Below are 23,939 nucleotides of genomic sequence, written 5' to 3'. Positions count from 1 at the left end.
AACTAACGCTTCAACACCACCAGCCAATCTTCATTTTCGTCAGAAGGTGGATTACCAATAGAAACGGTGCTGCCACCTTTTACCGAGCGCACACTTCCGCGTTTTAACTTCTCACCAGTGCGAGGGTTGAACCAGCTTACTTTAAACTTGGTTTTCTTACTTTCGTGAGACAAGTCGATATCCGTTGTGCCGCCCTCAGGCAAATACACGAGGTATAGCTCACCTTCATTACCAAAACAATATATGTCGTTGCTGCGCTTGGTATTGCCAACCAAGGTATTAAGGTTTCTCATTCGTTGTACAGGAATCTCGTGTTCGCTGAAGAAGTCCACAGCGATACCCGCATATATCCATGAACGGTGGCGGCTACGCATGTCTTCTGCGTTAAGGTCATTTTCGAGCAGCTTGTAACCAAAGTAGTATTCAACACCCGCACCACCTGCCATTAGGTTACCCCAAAGCGTGTATTTTCTGATGTCATGTAAGTCATACTTGCCTTTCCAACCTTTCGCAAAGCCATCAAAGCCCTTGTAACCTGGATCGGGTGGTACGCCCATACCGGCCGGATTTTGCTCATCATTAGCCACAACCCAGTTCTTACCAGCGGCGCTCGCTGCTTCAATCCAACGCAGTGTTTTGCTATGTGCCGTATTCCAAGAATTCTGTAAAGAGGCGCCGGTTAGTACTGAACGAGAACCCAACAGTTCTTTATAAACTTTCTCTTGCTGATTGGGGAACGAATGAATAACGATATTGTGATCGTAGGGATCGACATTTAATATGTATTCAGCCATGTCGCGCTGCTCTTCATAGTTTTGCGTGTTTTCTTCCCCTATATTCCAGTTCAAGGCTAAGTGGTGACCAAATCTTGCGATAATTTCTCGCAAATAAAGCTTACGCTCAGTACCCAATAATCCGCCATCCATCGACTCTTTGATTTCTGCAAATTTTTTCGCGCTGCCACGTCGATTATCATCGGACTCATTTTCTTGTAGTTTAAAATGCAGATAGAGCCCTTTAGCTTGAGCGTGGGCAAACACGATGTCCCACTGGTCTAACTTTGAGGCATCAAAATGTAACTTTCCATTGCGCTCTACATAGGGCCAAATATTGTCACCGTCACCACCTGCATTATACGTTAAGAACGAAAATGCATTTGCTCCCACATCTGACAAATAATTCATCACACCAATTAAGTTTTTACCTTTTCCATTTTGCCAAGTTGGATCACCCTCAACATAATCTTGTGCGTGGGCTTCCCATGTTTTTAAAGGCAAGTCAGGTTTCATGTTAATTGTGTTGTCAAAATCCTCGTAAGCAAATATTGTTTCTGGTGCATCAGGCCCAGCTTTTAGGAAATAATCGCCAGTACCTGCATGGCGTAAATATCTTCCGCCAACATATTCTAATCGTCCTTTTGCTCTAAAATCCTTTCCTCGCTTATCGGTTTTGGCCACTTTAAAGGTGCCGTATTTTCCGTGATATGGCGCTAGGTATTCGCCCACTGCGGGTACGATAGCGGCGTCTTCACCACTTACAAACGAGACACGGTAATACCAAGTGCCAGGTTTATCAGGTGAAACATGGGCTCGCCATGCCGTCCCCTCTTCTGCTGAAGTCTCTGCAGCGTTACCATCAGCAGCAAAATAACCGGGAACAGTATAAGTCGGCACGCCACTTTCGTGCGAGAACTCGACTGACATACGGTAATCTAAGAAGGCATTCGGCTGAATATCTTGCTCATGTGCAAAGGGGCCTTGCATAGTGAGCGTGACGGGATGCCATTGCTTCAGCTCCCCCGTAATTTGAATCGAAGCGTCACCATCGGCTTGCCTAGCAACATATAAGTCTGGACCTGACTCAATCTCTTCCTGAGAACGCGCGATGTTTATCCGTGTTTTCAGACGACCTGGGTCAACAGAAAGCGGGACAAATACTAATTTGTGCCACTCGGCAGAACTAAATGTCTCTCCATCTTTAGAAGAAACGCTTGACTTGATCGTGAGTGACTCACCCTCATTAATATAGATATTTTTGAAGGTCTTAACAAAAGGTGTTTCTTTATTCTTAGCAGCAGGCACCGTAAACTTACCTAAGCTTTTTCCGCCAAGTATAATTTCATGTTCGGAGTCACCCGCCACTTCTGACAACGCATGAAAAGCTATATCAAAGTCAGTGTTGCCAACTGGCGTGGTAATATTGATTTGCGCTTCTCTGTAACCTCGATGGGTACGAATAGCTAACCCGTTTGGTACATTTCCAAAATTGGTTGCTTCGGGTATTAAGGTTTTAGCACTAAGCGTGATACCTTTTTTTTCTTGATTTGCAAAAGAAGCAAGCGAGGTGCTCAGCGCGAGAATAGCGCCTACTAAAACTAAATATTTCATATGTAAATCGACAATTGCATTTTTGAATTTAACACAATTTTTACCATATTACACATATTGATCACAAGTGCATGAAAGCAGCTGTTTTTAACGCAAACTTGTAAAAACATAAATGCATGAAGACGAGCATGCCGAGAAAACATAGTACACACGCGGAGTTAAGTGAAAAAGACTCGCTAGACCTTATCGCAGGACGTTTTTTACATTCAGAATTACGTTTTTTCACAAAGCCATATGAACACGGAAAATTTAGAGCCCGTAGATTTTGTTAACCGAATTTTTGAGTCAAAAAGGTAAACCATCATTTCTTGGAGTTTGGTTTAATTTGCAACTCAAAGTCTTCTGAAATAACCCGATTTCTGCCGCTCTCCTTTGCAAAATATAGACAAGTATCAGCGTGCTCTACAAACGCTCGTTCGTCGATATGTTCACCCACATCAGGTTTGATATTGGCCACCCCCACACTGACACTTAAAAACCCGTATTCTGAACCTTCATGCGGAATAAACAACTTTTCTACTTGCTCCCTAATTCGTTCGGCAACTAAGGCTCCCTCTTCTGGACTAGAGTCCGTGAGTAAAATAATAAATTCTTCACCACCAAATCGCGCAATAAAATCTAAGGGGCGAGCCGCACATTTTTTAAGTACTCGAGCGACAACTTTTAAGGCATCATCACCTCTAACATGACCATATAAGTCGTTGTATTGCTTAAATCTGTCAATGTCGATCATCAAAAGACATAAGCCTCTGTGTTGTCGATCAGCATAGCGCACCGTGCTGCTCAAGTGCTCATCGAATTGACGCCGGTTAGCCAATCCAGTTAAACCGTCAATCGAGGACAAATATTGCAACATATCTGTTTTTCTTTTCAGTTCAATTTGATTTCTAACGCGAACACGTACTAAAGGTATAGAGAAGGGCTTTCGAAAATAATCAATTGCGCCTAATTCGAGCCCCTTAAGTTCATCTTCATAAGTATCTTGCGCAGTTACAAAAATAATAGGAATGTTTTTGGTCGTGGGGTTAGCTTTGAGCGCTTTGCACACTTCATGGCCGCTGATGTCGTCTAAACCAATATCCAAGAGCACAAGATCTGGCAGTTCTTTAGTCGCCAGCCTAATTGCATCTCTTCCAGTACTACCAACGATAATTTGATACTCGTCTTTTAGGCCTTCGTACAGCAACCTAATATTGAGCCTTTCATCGTCTACAATGAGTATTTTAGGTTTTAAATCGGTCATTCTTAAGTTTCGTTACATCCGCTGTAGCATACTTGTTAACCGCGCGATCCTTGCATTTTATTGCCTCTATAATGACTTATATCGCCATTTTTGTAGTTTTCATGAGACTACTGCAGTTAAATTAGGGAGCGTGCATTACAGTGCAACACGGCCTAACTAAAGAATCACAATTGTTTATCGGATGAACAACGCCGATAACTTTAGTTTTAACAAAATACATAGCTAAAGTCTCGAATTTTAATCATATTTCTCAACTTTCGTATTATAAAGAGGGCGCGAAGCCCTCAAAACTATAATCAAAGGCGATAGACTACAACTGCTTTTCAGCAAATTCAGCTAAACGACTACGTACAACTCCGTCAAGGCTAACTGTCGCACTGCCGGAAAAATATTTGAATTTTTCGACCAAATACGTCAATCCAGAGGTCAAAGGATTTAAATAGTTGCTGTCTATCTGCGACAGATTACCCGCACAGATTAACTTTGTTCCCTCCCCACAACGGGTGATAATGGTTTTCAGCTGAGAAGCCGTTAGGTTTTGCGATTCATCCAAAATCACTATTGCATTCTGCAAACTCCTGCCGCGCATAAAGTTCACTGATTTAAACTGGATATTGGCCTTTTCCATGATGTAATTCATTGAACCTTTGGTGTTTTCATCATTCTTGTGCAAAACCTCTAACGAGTCTGTAATGGCAGCTAACCACGGTGCCATTTTTTCTTCTTCGGTGCCGGGTAAAAAGCCAATAGATTCAGCAATTTCTGGCGTACTGCGGGTAACGATGATCTTGTCGTACATATTGTGCTCAATCACCATATGTAAAGCCGCCGCTAAGGCAAGTAATGTCTTACCACTGCCAGCTGGGCCGGTTAATATACACAAGTCAATATGGGGATCTAACAAGGTGTGAAGTGCCATTGCTTGCCCAATATTCTTTGGATGAATCCCCCAAGCTTTGCGCGCCATTAAACGATCAACGCCGAGATCTAAGACTTCGATAGTGTCTTCATCAATCGCTTCAATCAATCCTGCAAAACTGCCGTCGTCATCAACAATAAACTCGTTGATATATGGCTCAGGTACCAGCGACTTGTCGATGGTGTGCACGGTATCCCTGCCTTCAGTCACGCTCTCAACAGATTTGACTTTGTCCCAGAAATTCCCTTCAAATTTATAAAATCCTTTAGTCAAATACTTCATGTCGCTGATCAATTGATCTGAGCGATAATCTTGTACTAGGCTCATACCTGCGCCCTTGGCTTTTAGGCGCATATTGATGTCTTTAGTAACTAAAACCACGTCGCGTTTGGGGTTTTGCGCCTGTAAATACAAAGCCGCATTAATAATTCGATTGTCGTTTTCATTGCTACTGAAAACCTGTTGCTTGTCTTGCATGCTCAAATCAGCAAATATCGACAACGCACCAGTCGGCGCAGTCTTGCCGGATCCCAGCCCTTGCATAGTTACGCCTTCGAGCATTTGTTCAGGTGAGGCATCGTGCAGCAAGTCTTCCATAGCTCTAATGGACACGCGAGCATCTCTCGCTACATCCTTTTTACTGTCTTTGATGTAGTCAAGTTCTTCAAGTACCGTCATCGGCACAACAACGTCATGTTCTTTAAAGGATAAAAAAGCCAGTGGCTCGTGAAGAAGAATATTGGTATCTAGTACGAATAATTTACGATGAACTCGGGCAGCGGTTTGAATATCAAGTGTCTCTACAGTTTGGTTTTTTGGCATTCATCACTCCATTAATGGGACAGTGTATGCTTTATCCCTGTATTGGATGCAACCAAGCCACTTCCGATACAAAGATAAGGTGTCGAAAGAGAAAACCTCGTAGTTCAGGTCATAACTGAGCATTTTTACTCGCGTCTGTGAATTTCTGGCTCACATTGACACTTTACCGTCGAGATTTGCTCAATACTCCCTCTACCATAAACAAGATTGAAGGATTTATCACGACTTTTATTTTAAATTTTTGTTGACTATTCACGATGGGGTTATAGTTAGCTATTTTGTGCTGACAATCCAGTATTTGGGTATTACAATTATGCGTTACCCAAGCAAAAATTTAAGAATAAATGTCACAACAAATTGAGTATGTAGTCGGTCAACGTTGGTTGAGCAATAGCGAAGTAGACCTTGGACTTGGTGTTGTTATGGCGGAAGACATCCGCTCCGTATTGGTATTGTTCCCAGCAGTTAATGAAGAAAGAAATTACGCGAAAAAGCAAAATGCCTTGGCGCGTTTGATACTGAGTGACGGTGAAACCGCCACCCATGTCGATGGCTGGACCATAACCGTTGAAAAGGCGACAGAACAAGACGGTCTTTATACATATTCTGGCAAACGGCACGATACTGAAGAGTACGCGTCAATTGTTGAAGTTGCTCTAGATCACCACGTGAAGGTTCATCAACCAGAAAAACGCCTCTTTCTCGGTCAATTAGATGACCCCAAATGGTTCGATACGCGCCTTTCTTGTTGGCAGCAACAATATGACTTTGCAAGCTCTGACGCAGTGGGCTTGATCGGCGCGCGAGTAGAGTTGATTCCTCATCAGATACACATCGCTCATGAAGTAGGTAAACGTTATGCCCCACGTGTATTACTTGCTGATGAGGTCGGCTTAGGAAAAACCATCGAAGCCGCATTGATTATACACCAGCAGTTATTGAGTGGCAGAGCCAAACGCGTCCTCATTTGCGTTCCCTCGCCCTTGGTGCATCAGTGGTTAGTAGAAATGTTACGCCGCGTAAATCTGCACTTTTCCGTGTTTGACGAAGAACGCATAGAGGCGGTAAAAGAAAGTGGAGAAAACCCGTTTTCACAAGAACAACTGGTCTTGTGCAGTCAAAGCTTCATTGAAGAGGAAGAAGTCCTGCATCAAGCACTCAGTGTAGACTGGGACATGCTAGTAGTGGATGAAGCACATCACTTGAAGTGGACACCCGATGCGCCTTCCAGTGCCTACTTGGCAATTGAAAAACTGAGTCACAAGGCGACCAGCATACTATTATTAACCGCCACGCCTGATCAACTGGGTCATGAGAGCCATTTTGCGAGATTGCGTTTGCTCGACCCTGCACGCTTTCATTCATATCAATCATTTGTGGAAGAAGAAGCGAAGTATTCAGAGCTCGCGCAGGCTGTCAATCCTTTATTAAATGATGAGCCGTTGTCAGATGAAGAGATCACCCAGTTACAGGCGGTTTCAGCAGACGTTGACCCAGTTAACTTGGATACGCCAGAAGAAAGGCAAAAGCTTGTCGCTGACCTTATCGATCGACATGGCACAGGACGGCTTATGTTTAGAAATCGAAGAGCGTCGATTAGCGGCTTTCCCAAGCGAATTGCACACTCGGTTCCATTGAAATTGCCTAAAGAATATGCGCTTTTGCATGATCCCGCTGACGATATCGCAACTCAACTGCATCCAGAGAGAAGCGCAATATTAGACGACAAATGGCCTTTATTTGACTCAAGAATTCAATGGCTTATTAAACTGTTGGAGGATGTACAGGGCGATAAAGTGCTCCTAATTTGTGCGTATGCCTCGACAGCTATGCAACTGGCAGAATACCTACGCAGCAAAACATCGGTACGACACACAGTATTTCACGAGGGAATGAGCATTGTCGAGCGCGACAAAGCCGCGCACTTTTTTGCGACGAGTGAACAAGGCGCACAAATAATGCTGTGCAGCGAAATAGGCTCGGAAGGTCGTAACTTTCAATTTTGCCGTCATTTGGTTTTATTTGATTTGCCTCTCAATCCTGATTTGTTAGAGCAACGCATTGGCCGCCTGGATCGCATAGGGCAAATGCATGATGTTAATATTTACTTGCCCTATTTTGAAAATCATCCGCAAGCGGTACTGTTCAACTGGTATCACTACGGCCTAAATGCTTTTACCCATACCTGCCCAGTGGGTTCAGACGTATATGAAGCGTTGCATAGTGATTTGCATGCTGCATTGCAAAGTCCTGAAGATATGGAAAACTGGCAAGATTTAGTAGAGCAAGCCAATAATCTTAGCAAAACCTTAAAAGCAGACATTGAGCGTGGCCGAGATCGTTTGCTAGAGCTCAATTCATCAGGAGGTGATAAAGTAGAAGCGGTCATCGACCGGATCATTGGTGCTGATAATGCCGTAAAAATGATGAAGTTTATGTCCCGTCTATTAGATTCTTTGGGTGTGATTCAGGAAGAAAAAGATGACCAAGTCTTTATACTTCGTCAGGGCGAGTCGATGATGTTTCCTATTCCTGGTTTGCACGAAGAAGGCACAGAAGTCACCTACAAGCGAAGTGTAGCCACGCAACTAGAACATGTGCATTATTTGAGTGGGGACAGTGAAATTGTGACACATTGTATTGATGCAATACTCACAGATGTCGTTGGCAAAAGTAGTGTCTGTTTTGTCAATCAAGTCGACGCACCAGTTGGTGCATTTTGGCTGGAAATTATTGGTGTTCTCGCTCCAGTCACTGACGCAAAATGGCAGTTATATAGATACTTACCCGCCACACCCATTCGCTTGTGTATAAATGCAAAATATGAAGCAGAAGACATTCATTTCGAGAGTATTTTCAAGGTTAAACCTAAAATGGCGCAACAACTCATTACTGCGCTGTCTGAGCAATTGAAAACCGCTGTCGACAAGGGCTTGTCATTGGCGAATGAATCTTTGTTAGGCATCAAGAACGATGCGCTCAACAATATGCAAGCAAGCATAGACAATGAAGTCGAGCGTTTAAAGCATCTGCAGGCACATAACCCAAGTATTCGTGACGAAGAGGTGCAATTTTTGGTAGAGCAAAAACAACATCTCATGCAGGTTATTTCTGAAGCGACACCTTATTTAGATAGCGTTCGCCTTGTTATCAACAACCCCAAATAATGGCCTTACTGGAATACAACCCACCTCTAGATCCTTACTTAGAATTTATATACCGCGATGACCACATCGCGGTGATGAATAAGCCGAGTGGGCTTTTAAGCGTACCTGGAAAAGCTGCGGAGCACAGAGACTCCCTGCAACTTCGTTTGATGAGAGTATTACCCAACACGAGTATCGTGCATCGATTGGACATGGCAACATCTGGTATCATCGTGACTGCACAAAACAAAGCCGCACACAGGAACATTTCTAAGCAATTTGAGCATCGCAAAGTAAACAAAGTTTACTACGCTTTAATTAAAGGGAAGCCTAAAAATCTTGCCGGCACGATTGAGTTACCGCTGATATGCGACTGGCCTAATAGGCCTAAGCAAATGGTTGACTTTGAACGCGGGAAACCAGCAAAAACACATTACGAGGTGGTTGAGCAAAGTAAGACATATTCCCTCGTTAAACTAGTTCCCGTCACTGGTAGGTCGCATCAATTACGCGTGCATATGCTGTCAATCGGTCACGCTATTTTGGGTGACCGTTTATACGCTTGCCCAGAAGGGAAAGCTATGGCTCAACGACTTTGCTTGCACGCTAGCTTCATTCAATTTAGGCATCCGGTAAGTGACAACTTACTCACTTTTGAGAATCCCCCTGATTTTTCCTTCGTTCAAAAGCCGTTGAGCTTTTAATGCTGCCGCCGATAAACAAGTTAAGCTAGGCGTTTTATTTTGAGGTACTTGTGTTTGGGGCAGTTAGGCAATTTACGCTATTTTGTGTATTGATAGTACTTACATATAGTTTCCTGCATTTAGCTCATGCACAGAGCAATACGCAAAACGATTCTGTGGCTACAGTCGAAAAGGAGGCGGATGACAGTCAGCTCACGCCAGAAGACACTACTAATGTCGAAACAAACAATGCTTACGAATTAGCGATATACCAAGACATAAAGCATCAACTACACGCAGACGAATACAAAGAATTTACTTATCAAAATAAGCCCCACGCTTATTTAGATTTGCCTTCAAATCTTGCTGTTCGTAGAGGCACTATATTGCTGATACCTGATACCTTCGGCGGTACATTAAATACCCATTACATGATCGATATCGCAGCGCATTTGCGCGAAAATGGCTGGCAGGTGGTACTTGCGTTTTTACCACAAAGTGCATTTGGTCGCGACCAAGAAATATCAAGTACAGACTTCACCAGCGGTAATAGTTTTACCGAGGAGCACGCAAAGGCTTGCGCCACTGCCAGTGTTTCTTATTTAACGGCCATATTAGATGATTTGAGCGATAAAAGTAATAGAACCATTCTCACAGCTCATGGACTATCCGCCTACTGTCTGCTCAAAGGTAATCCTAGTAATTTCAGTAGTTTAATTTTATTGTCTCCGCACGTACCCAATCGTGTACTCAACAAACAAATTCCAGAACTAGTGGCGACAAGCCCATTGCCAATATTGGACTTAATTAGTCAGTGGGACAGCATCTGGGCAATGGATACGCAAGCAGAGCGTAAAATAATGGCGACACGGCAAATAAAAACGCATTACAGGCAAAGAGCAATTGTTGGTATTAGCCTTACATCTCTTCAAAGCAACTATTTGAGTAAGGAGATATATGGCTGGCTTAGCTATCTGGGTTATTAGCAAGACAGTTTTCCCTTGCATTATTATTGCCATCCCCTCCTACCACCTTCTTTGAGTCTAGCTACAATTAACAATAACGCCGTGAAGCCATGCTCGACTTTATTACCCTAAAAATTATGCACTTAACAATATTCTGGCTTAGTTCATCAACTTTTTAGGATTGTTAACTATACTTATAGACAAACCATACTTATCTTAACTTTTTTTGGGACTTACTGTGTCAATCCGTGCATTTATTGCAAATAAATCGAAACAACTCACCTACTATGTAGATGCATATTGGGCACATCGGATTGACTATAAAGAATTAGAACATTTCTTGTGGGACACGCTCGAAGAATGGACCTTGTACAAAGACCGAGTATCAGAAGTCTATACGCACAAAGAGCGTTTGTTTTGGCATATATTGTTCCATTTGCAGCACCTAGATGCCAACACGCTATCAAATGACGAGGAGATGAAAAGGGAGTTAGTCACGCTAATGCATTATCTTCATAACAATCAATTGTGTCCAGTTGAAGTCATAGGTATACGCCCTTAAGCCCCTTGGTCTCGAAGTGCTGTTAACGTATTTATCCCGAGATCAGGTTATTTAAGCAGTATTCACTGCGGACACAATTACCGTGTTGCGCCCTGCATTTTTGGCATCATACAAAGCCTGATCAGCAGCTTCAAGCCAAAGCAAGGGTTGTGTGTAGGCCGCATTAAACTCAGCTATTCCCGCACTTATGGTAACGCTAATCTCAGCGCCTTCATGTTCGACTAGTGTTTTTTCTGCCGCCTTTCTTATACGTTCACCAACCGTGTAGGCATTTTCTGCAGTAGTATCTGGCAACAAAATTACAAACTCCTCACCGCCGTACCTACCTGCTATATCCGTTTCTCTTGTTGCCTTTTTAATTAGCTTTGAAATGGATTGTATTACCGCATCACCGGCTTGATGGCCATAGGTATCATTCACTTTTTTAAAGTGGTCAATATCTAACATTAATACTGAAATTGGCTTTTTGCTACGAATAGTTAGTTTAAACTCTCGCTCAAAACGTTCTTGCCAGTAACGCCGATTAAAAAGCTGAGTTAAACCGTCTACACGACTGATTTCTTTTAGTTTTTGATTTAAGCCCTCAATGCGCATTTTACTCATTGCTTGATCGGTAACGTCGTAAACCAAAAAGCAAATCTTCTCAACGGCTCCCTTTTCACACAGTATGGGAAAAATACTGATGTTTTGGTACATGTACTCGGCAGGCGAGGTAACGGGTCGAGCCGTATCCATCTTAAACAAATAGTGCCTTTGCTCCCAAATCATAAAGACCGGCGTATTCATTTCTACGGCAGGTTGGCATTTGTTCTTCAACCACGCCTCGTCCAAGTCATCAAAACATGTAAATAACGATCGACCACGCACGTCGTTGAGATCATAACCGGAGTGGTTTTGCATAAATTGATTCCATTGTTCGATCACAAAATTGGTATCGACAACCACAATCCCCACCTCAATCGAGGACACGAGTGCATGTTGCCAACTCGAAGACCCACTAACTTGCGTACCCATTTCCATTTACGCAGCCCCTCTTACGTTGATCAGTTGCTTGAAGGTGGCATCGATCTCTGTTTCAGGGATCACTAATAGCAATTCAAAATTTATATTTTCTTTGGATATTGCATAGGCAATTTCGATCACGAGCACTTGTTCCCAACGAGAAATATTGTTTGCAACCAGCTCATTTAAATCGCAGTGAATACCCAGAATAATGGGCGAATTATGCGTAAAGTTGACACCTAATTGCTCTGACAAGCCATTGATACAAGCACCAATAATAATGTTTGACACATCCATCAATACTTCTATGTCACTCGGCAGTGTCGCATGTCTTTGTCGACCCAATAAGTTTCTGACCGAGGCAATATTTGCATCATTGAATATTATGATGGCCTCGCCTTTTATGTGTTTGCTCACAAACCCCTTGGATATCGCTGAGACCTGCTGTTCACTGTCGATAGAGGCCAAAGTCATCGCAAGTTCATTGGTGTGCACCATGCTGACATTGGGAATAGGTAAATTGACAAACTGCTTAAAAACTTGTGCGAGACTTTCTCCAGCCTGGCCCATGGCAACATTTGAAATTTCTCTAAAGGCATCCATCTTTTCTTCAAGGCTAGAACCGATTTTTACATCAGTTTGCGCAGCTCGCTTAGCCGCAGTTTTTTCGCCATTGTAGATACCATACTTAGATAAAATATCCGTTAATTTGGCGTTATCGATGGGCTTGCGAATAAAGTCGATGGCCCCCATTGACTTCATTCGCCTATGCGCTTCTTCTTGTACATCACCGGATACAACGATAACCATGGTAGGTAAATCGCGCTCTCGAATGACTTGCATGGTTTCATAGCCATCCATTACAGGCATGTTTAAATCGAGGAACAGCATATCGCCTTTACCCTGCTCGATTGCCTCAATGGCTTCCTGCCCATTAGAAGCAAAGGAAACCTCCACATCCCAGCCATCAGGCAGAGAGCGCGCCATTGCCTTTCGCGCAAAGGCCGAGTCATCACAAATTAGCACAGGTAAAGACATAAGCGTAGTATCTTCCAAGCTACCAGCTTGTGGTAGTGTCATGTTTTGGTCAAAAACCATTCAATCGATAAAAGGGTTATCTGCATGACGCGAAAAAAATTAATAGCTAAATACGTATTCGATAGATTTTGATGAATTAAGTTTTTTATACCTTGAGGCTTCTGCTCTACAAATCTAAGGTAATCACATTCGCGTGTGATTACCTACCACCAGCCATTTAAATAAAGTAGTTATATAACTACAAATTTGATTTTAACTATCAATGTAATATAATCACTACATGAAACCATTGTTTGGAGCCTATTATGCAAACAGTTACTAGCCAAGCGTTTAATCAGAATCCTACAGCAGTAAAACGTTCAGCCAATAAAGGCCCTGTAAGGATCACCGAGCGTGGTAAGGTTTCCCATGTATTACTTTCAATTGATGACTATGAAGCTATTACAGGACAATCTGTAAATATAGTGGATATGTTAGCAATGCGCGCCGAGGTTGATAATTTTGAATTTGAAAAACTGAATGTCAGTTCAATTAAACCTTTAGAGTTTGATTGATGTATTTGCTAGATACTAATGTCATTTCAGAGCTTAGAAAAGCAGGAACCAATAGAGCAAATAAAAACGTCATAAAATGGGCTCAGAGCATATCGACAAGCAATATGTTTATTTCTTCGATCTCAATACTGGAAATCGAATTGGGTGTTTTGCAATTAGAGCGAAAAGATATTAAGCAGGCTTCAGTTTATAAAATGTGGCTAAACGACCAAGTGTTAAAGGCCTTTTCAGAACGCATTTTGTCATTTAATACGAGCATTGCGCTCAAATGCGCACAATTGCATGTACCAGACCCTAAGTCAGAACGTGACGCAATGATCGCAGCGACAAGCATAGTCCATGGTTTTACATTAGTAAGCCGCAACGAGCGTGATTTTCAACATATTGATGTTCAATTGATAAATCCATGGAAAACAATTAAGTAAACGCAGTCTCGGCTCCTTCTTCACCCGCCTATCACTGCATGATAAAAGGGCTTGTCGTTGACTCTATATTATCCAACTCAAACCGCAAACGGATATGCGATAGCGGGGTGATATTCATAGTTTTCCACTCTGAAATCGTCGGTTGACACCCATGTTTCTATATCTTCTAAAGATGTGATTTTGGGGTTTATCCATAAGCTCGGTGCAGAAAAAGGCGTTCGTTTTAACTGTTCTTCTTGCATCAAATGCAATTGGTTTTCATAGATATGCGCGTTAACAATTTTGTGGAAGACTTTGCCCGGTTTATGCCCGGTAATTTGTGCAACCAAAGCTAGTAATACAAAGCACTGAGGCATGTTGAAAGTAAGCCCGAGCGGGACGTCACAGCTTCGCATATAGCTCGTTAAATATAAGGTGTCTCCCAGCAATGAAAAGGTGTGGGTATGCATACATGGGCGCAAACATCCAAGGTGAAATTCCCCAGGGTTGTAAAAAGTTAGAATTTCTCCTCTGTCATCAATGCCGGCAGATAGGTTATCCACTATTTTTTTTAATTGATCGAGATTCCCACCATCTGGCTTTTGCCAGCGACGCCCCTGAACGCCATAGACGCGCCCCATGTCATCTTCGCCTTTGCGTGCGGGATTATTCAACCATGCTTGGTTTTCGTTGGCATTTGCATTCCATGTATTACAACCAATAGCTCTGAATTGTGCGGCATTGTCGTACCCTCTCAAATACCCTAATAATTCAGCGATAGCGGCTTTGTAAAAGCATTTCCGAGTGGTAACTAGTGGAAAAGCATTGTTAGCTACATCATAAGTTAAGTCTGCATTAATGACGGTTAAACAACGAATACCCGTACGCGCATTGCTCACCCACTGCCCTTCTTCAATAATACGCCGACAAAGCGTTTCATACTGACTCATTGCTTGCCCCTTTTTTACTACTTTTCAGGGCATAAACAATTAAACCCAGCCCAGCCAAAATCATTGGTATACAGAGCATTTGACCTTGGCTTAAACCTGTCGAATAGAGTCCCAAGTGTTGATCTGGCTCACGGTAAAACTCGACGATAAATCTGAAAATACCGTATCCCAATAAAAAACCACCGCCTACCGAGCCAACAGGTCTTGGTTTAGCCGAATACAGCCACAAAATCACAAAGAGAACTGCACCTTCCAGAAAAAACTCATATAGCTGTGATGGGTGACGTGGTTCTGGCCCCCCAGTGGGAAAAACAAATGCCCAAGGCACATCAGTTGTTCGCCCCCATAGTTCACCATTAATAAAGTTTCCGATTCTACCGGCTCCCAAACCAATCGGCACCAATGGGGCAATAAAATCGCCAACTTGTAAAAATGACCAACTTTGTTTTTTTGCATAAAGATAAGCTGCCGCAATCACACCGATGCAGCCCCCGTGAAAGGACATACCGCCCTCCCAAATGCGAAACAAATACAATGGGTCTTCTGCTAAGTGCGCAAATTGATAGAAAAAAACATAACCTAAACGCCCGCCAATAATCACGCCCATAAAGCACCAAAACAACAAATCACTGAGCTGCTCTTTTGTCCAAGCCATACGACTGAGTCGTCGATTTGCCAGCCAATAAGCTGCTGCAAACCCGACTAAGTACATCAGACCATACCAACGCAGAGCCAAGGGGCCAATTTCAACAATAATGGGATTGATATCAGGAAAAACGAGGTGCTGACCAACTGACATGTATTATTTTATTCCTTTGCAAGCTATTTCATGATTTTAACACAAGCACTAGAGGGTGTTTATCTTTGTTTATGGTTGCAACAACAGGCCAATCTACTTGCCTGCCCGCACCAAACCACCAAGGCCTTTTGCCTCTAAATACTCAGACAGCGCCTCTTGCACCGCCATCGGAGAATCATAATTAAGAATTTCACTCAGCATTTGCCTACTATCATGAATTGACATATTGCGAATTACCCAACTGATTTTACGCAAGGAATGTGCATTCATACTGAGTTTTCTGTACCCCATGGCGATCAATATTAGCGCGCCTCTGGGTTCACCGGCTAGCTCACCACAAACAGTAACGGGAACGTTGTATTGCGCCGCCACTTGTTGAATTTGCTGTAAGGCATTTAATACTGACGGATGATAGCTAGAATACAAAGACGCGACGCGAGGGTTGTTCCTGTCAACAGCGAGCAAGTATTGCGTCATATCATTAGTGCCGACCGAAAAGAAATCCACGCGTTCAGCAAGTTGAGGCAATTGGAACAATACTGCAGGCACTTCTAACATAACGCCAACAGCTGGTTTAGACAGCATTTGGTCTTGTTCCATCGCTTCGCTTTTCACTTCTAAAAACGCTTGTTTTATTAGTCGCTTCGCTTCATCAACTTCATTAAGGCTGGATATCATGGGCAAGAGTATGTGCAGGTTGGACAGGCCAATACTTGCTCTCAACATAGCCCTGACCTGAACAAGAAAAATATCGGGGTGATCCAGCGTTAATCGAATACCGCGCCAACCTAAAAATGGATTTTCTTCTGAAATTGGAAAATACGCGAGAGGCTTGTCTCCGCCAACATCCAGCGTCCGCATAGTGATTTCTTTGTTGGGATGCGTGACCAAAACATGTTTATAAATTTCATATTGTTCACGTTCTGATGGAAACCTTTCGCGCATCATAAAAGGAATTTCGGTGCGATATAAACCCACACCATCACCTTGCCGGTATTGATCCAATTCCAAGTCGGCTGATAAACCAGCATTTACCATCAGAGATACGCGTTGACCATCTTGAGTAATAGGCGGCGCATCAGCTTCACTGTCTATTTTTTCAAATAACGCTTGCTCTTCATTAATTAAGTGCTGATAGCCAGCCATCGTGTTTGTGTCGATATTCAGAACCAAACGACCAGAATACCCATCAATGAACAATTCTTGAGACTTCAACAAATTAACAGAAATATGGGGCAAGCCCATCACTGCCGGCACCCCCATCGCTCGGGCAAGAATAGCAGCATGAGAGTTATTGGAGCCTTTTATTGACACAATACCGGCAAGTTGCTCTGGCGGAAACTCTGCCAACATAGGCGCACTGACTTCTTTTGCCACCAAAATGTATTTTACGTTGGCTTCCAATGTTTGCGGCTTTTCGACATCCCCAATAATGTTAGCCAAAATACGATTTGATAAATCGATGATATCAACGGCACGCTCTCGCATGTACGGGTCATCCATGTTTTCAAACCGAGCCGCATAAGCTTCAACCACAAACTTGAGCGAAGAGGAGGCGTTCCAACCTTCTCTGATCTTGTTTTCTACTTCGCGTCCTAAACTATTTGCGTCGAGTAGTTGGTGATAAAGCTGGAAAATAGCTTTCACGTCATCGGGTAAGGCCTCACTCAGTCCAGAAGAGAGTTCTTCAACACTTTTTCTAGTGAGTTCAACGGCTTGGCGATATCTATTTATTTGTACTTCGGTATCAGGTGCTCGCCTAGTGACGAGATTTCGCAATTCGTGTTGAAAGTTAGCCGCATAGCCGATACCAATAGCCAAACCAGGTGAGCCAGGAATACCATTTAATACCCGTATTCCTTTGTCTTTATCTTCTAATGCTTGCTCTTCTGAAAACTTTAGCTGGCCTTGCATTTCAGCATTAGCAATGTAGAGCGCGACTTGTGCCGCAAGCGTAATTAAAAACGCTTCATCATCTTCACTAAATCGACGGCTAATCTCTTGCTGTAAAGAAATAACACCGAGTACTTTTCTTTGGTGCACAATAGGCGTACCAATAAAAGCATGGTAGTTGTCTTCTTTGACTTCAGGGTAATGCTTGAAACTAGGGTGGGCAGGTGCGTTTTCTATATTGAGCGGCTCTTCACGGTCACCGACAAGACCGATTAACCCCTCATCAAAGCCAATCTTTACCTGTCCAATCGCTCGTTTATCTAAACCATCTGTGGCAGTTAACACGTACCTACGCGACTGCCAATCTGCTAAATATACGGCACATGAATCGACACCCATTGTTTGTTTAACTAAAGTAGCTAAGCGATCTAAGGACTCTTCCAAGCTTGGTAGTTGACTGACTTCTTGGATAATTTGTTTGAGTGTCGTGAGCATATCATTTCCAGCAAGTCGTTATTTAGGCGAGCTTTTTTGCTTCTTTCTTCCTTTTCGGTAGTGCTGAGAGTTTTGCCGATGTACGCTCATAGCTACAGACGAAAACTCACTCAAGACTTTGCGATACACATCGCGTTTGAACGAGACAACATTTCTAATCGGGTACCAATAACTGACCCATCGCCAATCATCAAACTCTGGATGACCTGATAAAGATAAGTCTACATCTTTCTCGTTACAACTCAGTGAAAGTAAAAACCACTTTTGCTTTTGTCCAATGCACACTGGGTCGCTGCCTTTTCGCACTAAGCGTTTAGGTAGTCTGTATCGTAGCCAATTTCGACTTACGGCAAGGATTTTAACGTCTTTTTGTTTTAGCCCAACCTCTTCGTATAACTCTCTATACATAGCTTGTTCGGCTGTTTCGCCTTGGTCAATCCCACCTTGCGGGAATTGCCATGAATGTTGACCATACCGTCTTGCCCAGAAGACTTGGCCTTGCTTGTTGCAGATAATAATGCCAACATTCGCGCGGAATCCTTCGGTATCAATCACACAGATTACCTAGCGCGTTAAATCTTTAATAATACTGCATTCTTTCATAAACTTAGACTTAATCAAAGCATAACTTAACAAAGGGTTAACGAAATGGGGTCTTTTGCCCTCTCACCCACGAATGAAAAAGAGCTAATGAAGCGTGTTGGGGATATCGCAGGGCTAACTTTTGGCGAGTTAGCCGCGCAGTTAAACGTTAAAGTTCCCGAAAATTTTAAGCGAGAAAAAGGTTGGAGTGGTCAACTTATTGAACTGGCTTTGGGCGCAAGTGCAGGAAGTAAACCTCAGCAAGATTTTCCCGAACTCGGTATCGAATTAAAAACCTTGCCACTGTCTTACAATAACCAACCTCTGGAAACTACTTACGTTTGTTATGCGCCACTGACAGGCCTGTCTGGTATTCACTGGGAGACCAGTAATGTCAAAAACAAACTTCAAAAGGTGCTCTGGGTGCCTATTCAGGGTGAACGAGAAATCCCTCCCAAAGATCGAATAATCGGGCAAGGATTTATCTGGCAGCCAAATCAACGTCAGCAACAGCTGTTGCAACAAGATTGGGAAGAACTGATGGACATGATATGTCTAGGAAAAGTTGAACAAATAACAGCTCGCATAGGGGAAGTATTGCAAATTCGACCGAAGGCCGCGAATGGTAAGGCACTAACTGACGCCATTGGTAAAGACGGCCGCCCGATTACCACTCGTCCTAGAGGATTTTACTTACGTAAAAACTTTACTCAACATATACTCGATGAAGTATTTTGTTGATATAACAAGCGATACGGGTTTTACAGAGACTGTGTTCTGGTGAAGTGTTTATGCTAAAAATCAAAGTCGTCATTACCCCATCCATGGTGATTCCGAAAAGGCTTTTATTCGCTTTGCAACGAATTTGACTCGCTACCACCTTCACATGTCGTGGTAATCGCATAGGTAAAAACAGCACCAATCAACACCACAATCCAAGATAAATACACCCACATAAAAAGTATCGGGACGGTTGCCAGTGCCCCATAGATAACCTGATGAGAGGGAAAGCTCGCCACATAAAATGCGAATGCTTTTTTGGACAGCTCAAACAACACAGCGGCTAAAATAGCGCCAGCAAACGCATACTTTGCACGTATGGGGCGGTTGGGGACAACCATGTACAAAATTAAGAAAGCACCAATTGCAGCCATACTAGGGACAGCCTTCAAAAACAAAGTACCGAAGCCTGGAGTGTAGTCATCAGCAAATGCTGCGATTGTCGCTAAGTAGGAACTTACCGCAATACTCAACCCTATTAGCAAGGGACCCAAGGTAATGATCATCCAGTAAATTGCAAAGGTGTATATTAGTGGCCTCTGCACTTCTGTTTTCCAAAGGTGATTAAATGTCTTGTCGATGTGAGATATCAGTATTAGGGCAACAATTAATAAAGAAAATATACTGACCGCACTCATACCTGAAGCATTGGCAACAAAGTCTCCCATATACTCTTGAACAACATCACCAGCGGTCGGCACAAAATTTGTAAAAATGAAGTTTTCAAATTGCTCTCTGATCGAAGCAAAAGCAGGAAACGCTGACATAATCATGAAAAATACCATGATTACTGGCACCAATGACAACAAGCTAACATAAGCCAAATGGCCGGCAGATACAGTTATGCGCTCACGTTTAACGTAAACAAAAAACGTTTTTAAAATATCCCAAACTAATGGCTTTCGGGCTCGGTAATATGCGACTGCGTCAGCTTTATTAATCAAGAAACAACTCCATCAACAACCAAAAGGCTCAAATCCCAATATGTCATAGTTTACAAGGCTAATTGGCGATTTGCTAGCGAGCACAATCTAACTACTTTCGAGTTTTTGAGTAGTGTGATCATTGACAGCTCAAAGCTGAGGCAAAATTTTGTCGTATAGACGTACAGAAGTTTACACGTCTAGATTGATCTTTTATTTTATCCAGTTAAAATTTCGAACAAATGAGAAAAACAAACAAGATATAAAATGGCAAAATGGAACGGTAAATACTTGCATCCCTATGCAGAGCATGGAAAAAAAAGTGAACAGGTAAAAAAGGTAACCGTTTCCATCCCCATCAATGTCCTCAAAGTCCTGACTGATGAGAGAACACGTCGCCAAGTAAACAACCTTCGACATGCTACAAACTCAGAGTTGTTGTGCGAGGCTTTCTTACACGCCTTTACAGGACAACCCTTACCTAATGATGATGACCTGCGTAAAGACAACACCCATCGTATTCCGGCTGAAGCACGCGCCATTATGGCGGCAATGAATAACAGTGATGACGAGGAATAATTACCCAGCCGCTAATTTTTCAATGTATCGATAAACGCGTCAGACTCTTTTATCGCCGCCGACATCTCAGCAATCAAGGATTTTACATCACGCTGTATTGTGCTTAGTTCACCTTTTAATGCACCAATGGCATTAGCATTCAAATTGTGTTTTAAATACAAGACATTATCTTTTAGAGAACGAAGCACTGGCTCCATGCTACCTTCAACTTTGCGCATCGAGCGCACTAGTGATGCATAATTCCTTTTCGTTGCACTCAGTTTCTTTTGACTATCACGCCTGAGTGTTTGGTTAGAAATTTGTTCCAGCTCCTCTTCCCACTCCCTAAAAAGCGAATCCGCCACTGATTCGACTTTATCGATGCGCTTGCTCACATCTTGTGCAGTGCTCTGACTCGCTTCATATTGGTCATTTAAATTGTTGTAAACGCTCTCTAACTCTCCACCTTCAAAATTAATTAAAGCACTGAATTCTTCTAAAGCGCTGGAAAACTGCTCTTGTGCTTCTTGCTGAGTTTCCTGAGCATCCTCAACTCTGTCTACCAAGATGTCTCTTTTTTCGACGCCGACCTTCTCCCATAAATCAAAATAGGTGTCTTGTATTGTCGAACCACATCCGCTTAACAAAAGAAAAGTACAGCTCATTAAAATTAAAAATTTACGCATGTGTGACGTCCTTTTAGCGAAAAACATGATGGATTAATGAACAGCATTTGAGTTCATCTTCTTTTTCTTGTTACTCTGGATATATTATGCATCAACAAAATCAATTAAACACATTTTTTAACGGAGTAAGCCTTCCTTAAAATGGGGAAAACCTATTTATGACGACTAAGTCGTTCAAGCAGCCAGTATCTGATGGCCACGTGCTGCACGTCGAACTAACGGGAAATCCCTGCGGTATACCCGTTGTGTTTTTGCACGGCGGCCCCGGCGCGGGGCTCAATAGTTGCTATCAATGGCCATTCGATCTGAGCAAATATTATGTGATTGCCTTTGACCAAAGAGGATGTGGGCAGTCGCAACCTTTTGCAGATACGACTAATAACACATCTGATCATTTGATAGCTGACATGGAGTCGATTCGGCAGCACTTGAAAATCGAAAAATGGCTCGTCTTTGGTGGTTCTTGGGGCGCAACTTTAGCTTTGCTATATGCGATTCAGCACCCCCAGTACACAAGCCAGCTTGTGCTGCGTGGGACTTTTTTAGCGCGTAGTGTAGATTACGATTGGTTTTTATCCAACAAGGGGGCAGCGGCACAATTGTTCCCAAAAGAGTATGAAAGCTTTACTAGAGGTTTGAACAAGGTCGACTGTTGGCAAGCGATTTGTAGCACCTTCTACCAAATGATGCAGGATAAAAGTGCCGAAGTAAGACAAGAGGCTTTCAATAAATGGTTTAGCTGGGAAGTGGCCATATCTAAGTTAATTCCCGAAGCGAATCATAAGCATCAATCCGCCTCTACTCTACAAATGAAAAGCTTGGCCTTGCTCGAATGCCACTACATCAAGTATCAATGCTTTATTGCAGAAAACTACATACTGGATAACGCACATATAATTGCAGACATCCCCACCTACATTGTGCATGGTAGATATGATCTTGTTTGTAAGGTCAGCGCGTCGATTAAGCTAGACCAAGCCTTAAATGATTCACAACTGTTTGTGATCGACGACGCTGGGCACAGCGCCCAAGAAGCCGGCATTAAAAAAACCATATTAAGAATAATGAAACATATCGCCAAATAGTCGAGAAACAAATGATAGGATTAATTCAGCGTGTCAAGCATGCAAGTGTTGAGGTCGACGGCAATTGCGTTGGCAATATCAATCAAGGCTTGCTATTGCTCTTAGGGGTTGAAAAGCATGATAGTCAAGAGCAGATAGAAAAATTAGCCAAAAAAGTCATGAACTATCGGATATTTTCCGACAAAGACGGCAAAATGAACCTCAGTTTACTGGATGTGGGCGGTGAATTACTTGTCGTATCACAGTTTACTCTGGTCGCACAAACCAATAAAGGTAACCGCCCAGGCTTTTCTGATGGCGCCCCCCCTGAGAAGGGTAAACGCATTTATGAAGACTTTCTAAGTCACGTAAATGCACACTATCAAGACTGTGAATCAGGCGTATTTGGTGCGGACATGCAGATTAGCCTAGTGAATGATGGCCCCGTGACATTTTATTTTAAGGTTTGACTTAGCTCTGGCTTTGTTTGTGGCACCATTGATACAAGTGCAGTTTAGGCAATTAAGAGATACAATAAGGCAATTCTGACCATGTTAAATGGAAGTAAAATTTGCTGATTGTTTACAAACCTCAAACTGCAGAGGAGCTGGATAGTTATTTTTGTTTCCGATGGGCCTTATTGAGAAAGCCTTGGAATTACCCGCTAGGCTCAGAAAAAGATGAATATGAGAATGTCAGCGAACACAGAATAATAAAAGACCACGCTGGGAATATTGTAGCTTGTGGCAGAGTCCATTTAAACACACCTGAAGAAGCGCAAATTCGCTACATTGCAGTGAGTGATTCGCATCGCCGTCAGGGGGTTGGGCAATTGCTAATGGATGCACTGGAGTCTGTTGCCAGAGAACTTGGCGCAGAGCGCGCCGTGACGAATTCTAGAGAAGCGTCGCTGAGCTTTTTCGAATCATGTGGTTTTGAAATTATTGATGATGCACCCAATGAATTGGGCGAACTCAAACGCAAACAAATGCGCAAGTTGTTGACGGACAAACACGCCCTTGTATTGCACCCTAAGTGGTGCAAAGAACTCCAACTTACTTGGCACGAAAAAATCCCCATTAGTGAACACATGGGAATAAAGCTGCACCAATATACTGAACGCACAATTGAAACCCGCGCCTCATTGAACAAAAATATTAATCTACATGGCAGTATGTTTGCTGGCAGCATTTATTCGTTGGCCACACTGACTGGCTGGGGAATGATTTTTTTGCAACTTAAGCAAAAAGGCCTAGCAGGAGAAATAGTACTCGGTGACGCCTCTATTCATTATCACAAACCCATTACTCTGCGTCCCAGAGCCATATGTAATATTGAGAGTTTACATACAAGGTTTGAGCTATTAGCAAAGGGCAAAAAATCACCTGTTTCATTAAAGGTTGATATTCTAGACAACGATTTGTCTGTTGCTGAGTTTTCTGGGCAGTATTGGGTACTACCTGAGCGTGAACCTAAATAAATCA

Annotated in this window: 22 protein-coding genes; 11 read left to right on the top strand and 11 right to left on the bottom strand. The window is 42.8% G+C overall.

Translation table 11 applies throughout. The features are described 5' to 3' along the window. Positions 1–2: 2 nt before the first annotated feature. The 3 genes from ACFOHL_RS12280 to ACFOHL_RS12270 form a co-directional block, all read right to left on the bottom strand. Positions 3–2,387, bottom strand: coding sequence for a DUF5060 domain-containing protein (locus ACFOHL_RS12280; RefSeq protein WP_376920527.1), 2,385 nt, complete (start codon positions 2,385–2,387; stop codon positions 3–5). A 301-nt stretch (positions 2,388–2,688) separates the two neighbouring features. Further along, positions 2,689–3,630: a diguanylate cyclase gene (locus ACFOHL_RS12275; protein WP_376920526.1), complete on the bottom strand. Its 942-nt coding sequence runs from the start codon at positions 3,628–3,630 to the stop codon at positions 2,689–2,691. A gap of 310 nt (positions 3,631–3,940) precedes the next feature. Further along, complete coding sequence (locus ACFOHL_RS12270; RefSeq protein WP_376920525.1) at positions 3,941–5,371, bottom strand: PhoH family protein; 1,431 nt, start codon at positions 5,369–5,371, stop codon at positions 3,941–3,943. Positions 5,372–5,715: 344 nt separating this feature from the next. On the opposite strand from ACFOHL_RS12270, the gene rapA reads away from it, so the two are divergent. From rapA to ACFOHL_RS12250, 4 genes are all read left to right on the top strand, one after another. After that, positions 5,716–8,538 carry an RNA polymerase-associated protein RapA gene (gene rapA / locus ACFOHL_RS12265; RefSeq protein ID WP_376920524.1) on the top strand — a complete coding sequence of 941 codons (2,823 nt, stop codon included), beginning with the start codon at positions 5,716–5,718 and terminating at the stop codon, positions 8,536–8,538. Further along, positions 8,538–9,221: an RluA family pseudouridine synthase gene (locus tag ACFOHL_RS12260; RefSeq protein ID WP_376920523.1), complete on the top strand. Its 684-nt coding sequence runs from the start codon at positions 8,538–8,540 to the stop codon at positions 9,219–9,221. The genes rapA and ACFOHL_RS12260 overlap by 1 nt, the downstream gene beginning before the upstream one ends. 50 nt (positions 9,222–9,271) lie before the next feature. Continuing rightward, positions 9,272–10,186, top strand: coding sequence for a DUF3530 family protein (locus ACFOHL_RS12255; protein ID WP_376920522.1), 915 nt, complete (start codon positions 9,272–9,274; stop codon positions 10,184–10,186). 217 nt (positions 10,187–10,403) lie between these two features. After that, positions 10,404–10,727, top strand: coding sequence for a hypothetical protein (locus tag ACFOHL_RS12250; protein WP_376920521.1), 324 nt, complete (start codon positions 10,404–10,406; stop codon positions 10,725–10,727). 51 nt (positions 10,728–10,778) lie between these two features. On the opposite strand, the gene ACFOHL_RS12245 is transcribed toward ACFOHL_RS12250, so the two are convergent. Together ACFOHL_RS12245 and ACFOHL_RS12240 are read right to left on the bottom strand one after the other, a co-directional pair. After that, a complete protein-coding gene (locus ACFOHL_RS12245) occupies positions 10,779–11,747 on the bottom strand; it encodes a sensor domain-containing diguanylate cyclase (RefSeq protein ID WP_376920520.1) in 969 nt (322 codons plus the stop codon). After that, complete coding sequence (locus tag ACFOHL_RS12240) at positions 11,748–12,767, bottom strand: response regulator (RefSeq protein WP_376920555.1); 1,020 nt, start codon at positions 12,765–12,767, stop codon at positions 11,748–11,750. 305 nt (positions 12,768–13,072) lie between these two features. Here ACFOHL_RS12240 and ACFOHL_RS12235 point away from each other — a divergent pair, with 305 nt between their 5' ends. Both ACFOHL_RS12235 and ACFOHL_RS12230 read left to right on the top strand, forming a co-directional pair. After that, the gene (locus tag ACFOHL_RS12235; protein ID WP_376920519.1) at positions 13,073–13,321 is read left to right on the top strand and encodes a type II toxin-antitoxin system Phd/YefM family antitoxin; all 249 of its coding nucleotides are present in this window, start codon (positions 13,073–13,075) and stop codon (positions 13,319–13,321) included. Continuing rightward, positions 13,321–13,746 carry a type II toxin-antitoxin system VapC family toxin gene (locus ACFOHL_RS12230; protein ID WP_376920554.1) on the top strand — a complete coding sequence of 142 codons (426 nt, stop codon included), beginning with the start codon at positions 13,321–13,323 and terminating at the stop codon, positions 13,744–13,746. The genes ACFOHL_RS12235 and ACFOHL_RS12230 overlap by 1 nt, the downstream gene beginning before the upstream one ends. Positions 13,747–13,823: 77 nt before the next feature. Here ACFOHL_RS12230 and ACFOHL_RS12225 read toward each other — a convergent pair whose 3' ends face one another. The 4 genes from ACFOHL_RS12225 to rppH form a co-directional block, all read right to left on the bottom strand. Next, positions 13,824–14,675 (bottom strand): thymidylate synthase, encoded by an 852-nt coding sequence (locus ACFOHL_RS12225; protein ID WP_376920518.1) that lies wholly within the window; start codon positions 14,673–14,675, stop codon positions 13,824–13,826. Continuing rightward, complete coding sequence (lgt, locus tag ACFOHL_RS12220) at positions 14,662–15,474, bottom strand: prolipoprotein diacylglyceryl transferase (RefSeq protein ID WP_376920517.1); 813 nt, start codon at positions 15,472–15,474, stop codon at positions 14,662–14,664. The genes ACFOHL_RS12225 and lgt overlap by 14 nt, the downstream gene beginning before the upstream one ends. Positions 15,475–15,567: 93 nt before the next feature. Next, positions 15,568–17,862: a phosphoenolpyruvate--protein phosphotransferase gene (gene ptsP, locus ACFOHL_RS12215; RefSeq protein ID WP_376920516.1), complete on the bottom strand. Its 2,295-nt coding sequence runs from the start codon at positions 17,860–17,862 to the stop codon at positions 15,568–15,570. A gap of 18 nt (positions 17,863–17,880) precedes the next feature. After that, complete coding sequence (gene rppH, locus ACFOHL_RS12210; protein WP_376920515.1) at positions 17,881–18,417, bottom strand: RNA pyrophosphohydrolase; 537 nt, start codon at positions 18,415–18,417, stop codon at positions 17,881–17,883. Positions 18,418–18,510: 93 nt separating this feature from the next. Here rppH and mutH point away from each other — a divergent pair, with 93 nt between their 5' ends. Next, positions 18,511–19,185, top strand: coding sequence for a DNA mismatch repair endonuclease MutH (gene mutH / locus ACFOHL_RS12205; RefSeq protein WP_376920514.1), 675 nt, complete (start codon positions 18,511–18,513; stop codon positions 19,183–19,185). A 104-nt stretch (positions 19,186–19,289) separates the two neighbouring features. Here the strand turns inward: mutH and ACFOHL_RS12200 are convergent, their stop codons facing one another. After that, positions 19,290–20,165, bottom strand: a complete 876-nt coding sequence (locus ACFOHL_RS12200) for a virulence factor BrkB family protein (RefSeq protein ID WP_376920553.1) — start codon at positions 20,163–20,165, stop codon at positions 19,290–19,292. Positions 20,166–20,414: 249 nt separating this feature from the next. Between ACFOHL_RS12200 and metJ the strand changes: the two genes are divergently transcribed. Then, positions 20,415–20,726, top strand: a complete 312-nt coding sequence (metJ, locus tag ACFOHL_RS12195; protein ID WP_376920513.1) for a met regulon transcriptional regulator MetJ — start codon at positions 20,415–20,417, stop codon at positions 20,724–20,726. 11 nt (positions 20,727–20,737) lie between these two features. On the opposite strand, the gene ACFOHL_RS12190 is transcribed toward metJ, so the two are convergent. After that, positions 20,738–21,391, bottom strand: a complete 654-nt coding sequence (locus tag ACFOHL_RS12190) for a DUF2959 domain-containing protein (protein WP_376920512.1) — start codon at positions 21,389–21,391, stop codon at positions 20,738–20,740. Between the two features lie 158 nt (positions 21,392–21,549). Here ACFOHL_RS12190 and pip point away from each other — a divergent pair, with 158 nt between their 5' ends. The 3 genes from pip to ACFOHL_RS12175 all read left to right on the top strand — a co-directional run bounded on the left by pip (position 21,550) and on the right by ACFOHL_RS12175 (position 23,935). After that, positions 21,550–22,476: a prolyl aminopeptidase gene (pip, locus tag ACFOHL_RS12185; protein ID WP_376920511.1), complete on the top strand. Its 927-nt coding sequence runs from the start codon at positions 21,550–21,552 to the stop codon at positions 22,474–22,476. An 11-nt stretch (positions 22,477–22,487) separates the two neighbouring features. Then, positions 22,488–22,925: a D-aminoacyl-tRNA deacylase gene (gene dtd / locus ACFOHL_RS12180; RefSeq protein ID WP_376920510.1), complete on the top strand. Its 438-nt coding sequence runs from the start codon at positions 22,488–22,490 to the stop codon at positions 22,923–22,925. Positions 22,926–23,026: 101 nt separating this feature from the next. Continuing rightward, positions 23,027–23,935 carry a bifunctional GNAT family N-acetyltransferase/hotdog fold thioesterase gene (locus tag ACFOHL_RS12175; RefSeq protein ID WP_376920509.1) on the top strand — a complete coding sequence of 303 codons (909 nt, stop codon included), beginning with the start codon at positions 23,027–23,029 and terminating at the stop codon, positions 23,933–23,935. The last annotated feature ends 4 nt before the right edge of the window (positions 23,936–23,939 follow it).

This window comes from Agaribacter flavus, from assembly GCF_042646125.1.
In the GTDB taxonomy this organism is placed as follows: Bacteria; Pseudomonadota; Gammaproteobacteria; order Enterobacterales; family Alteromonadaceae; genus Glaciecola; species Glaciecola flavus.
Note: the sequence above shows the minus strand (reverse complement) of the source record. Positions and strands in the feature narration are given on the sequence as shown.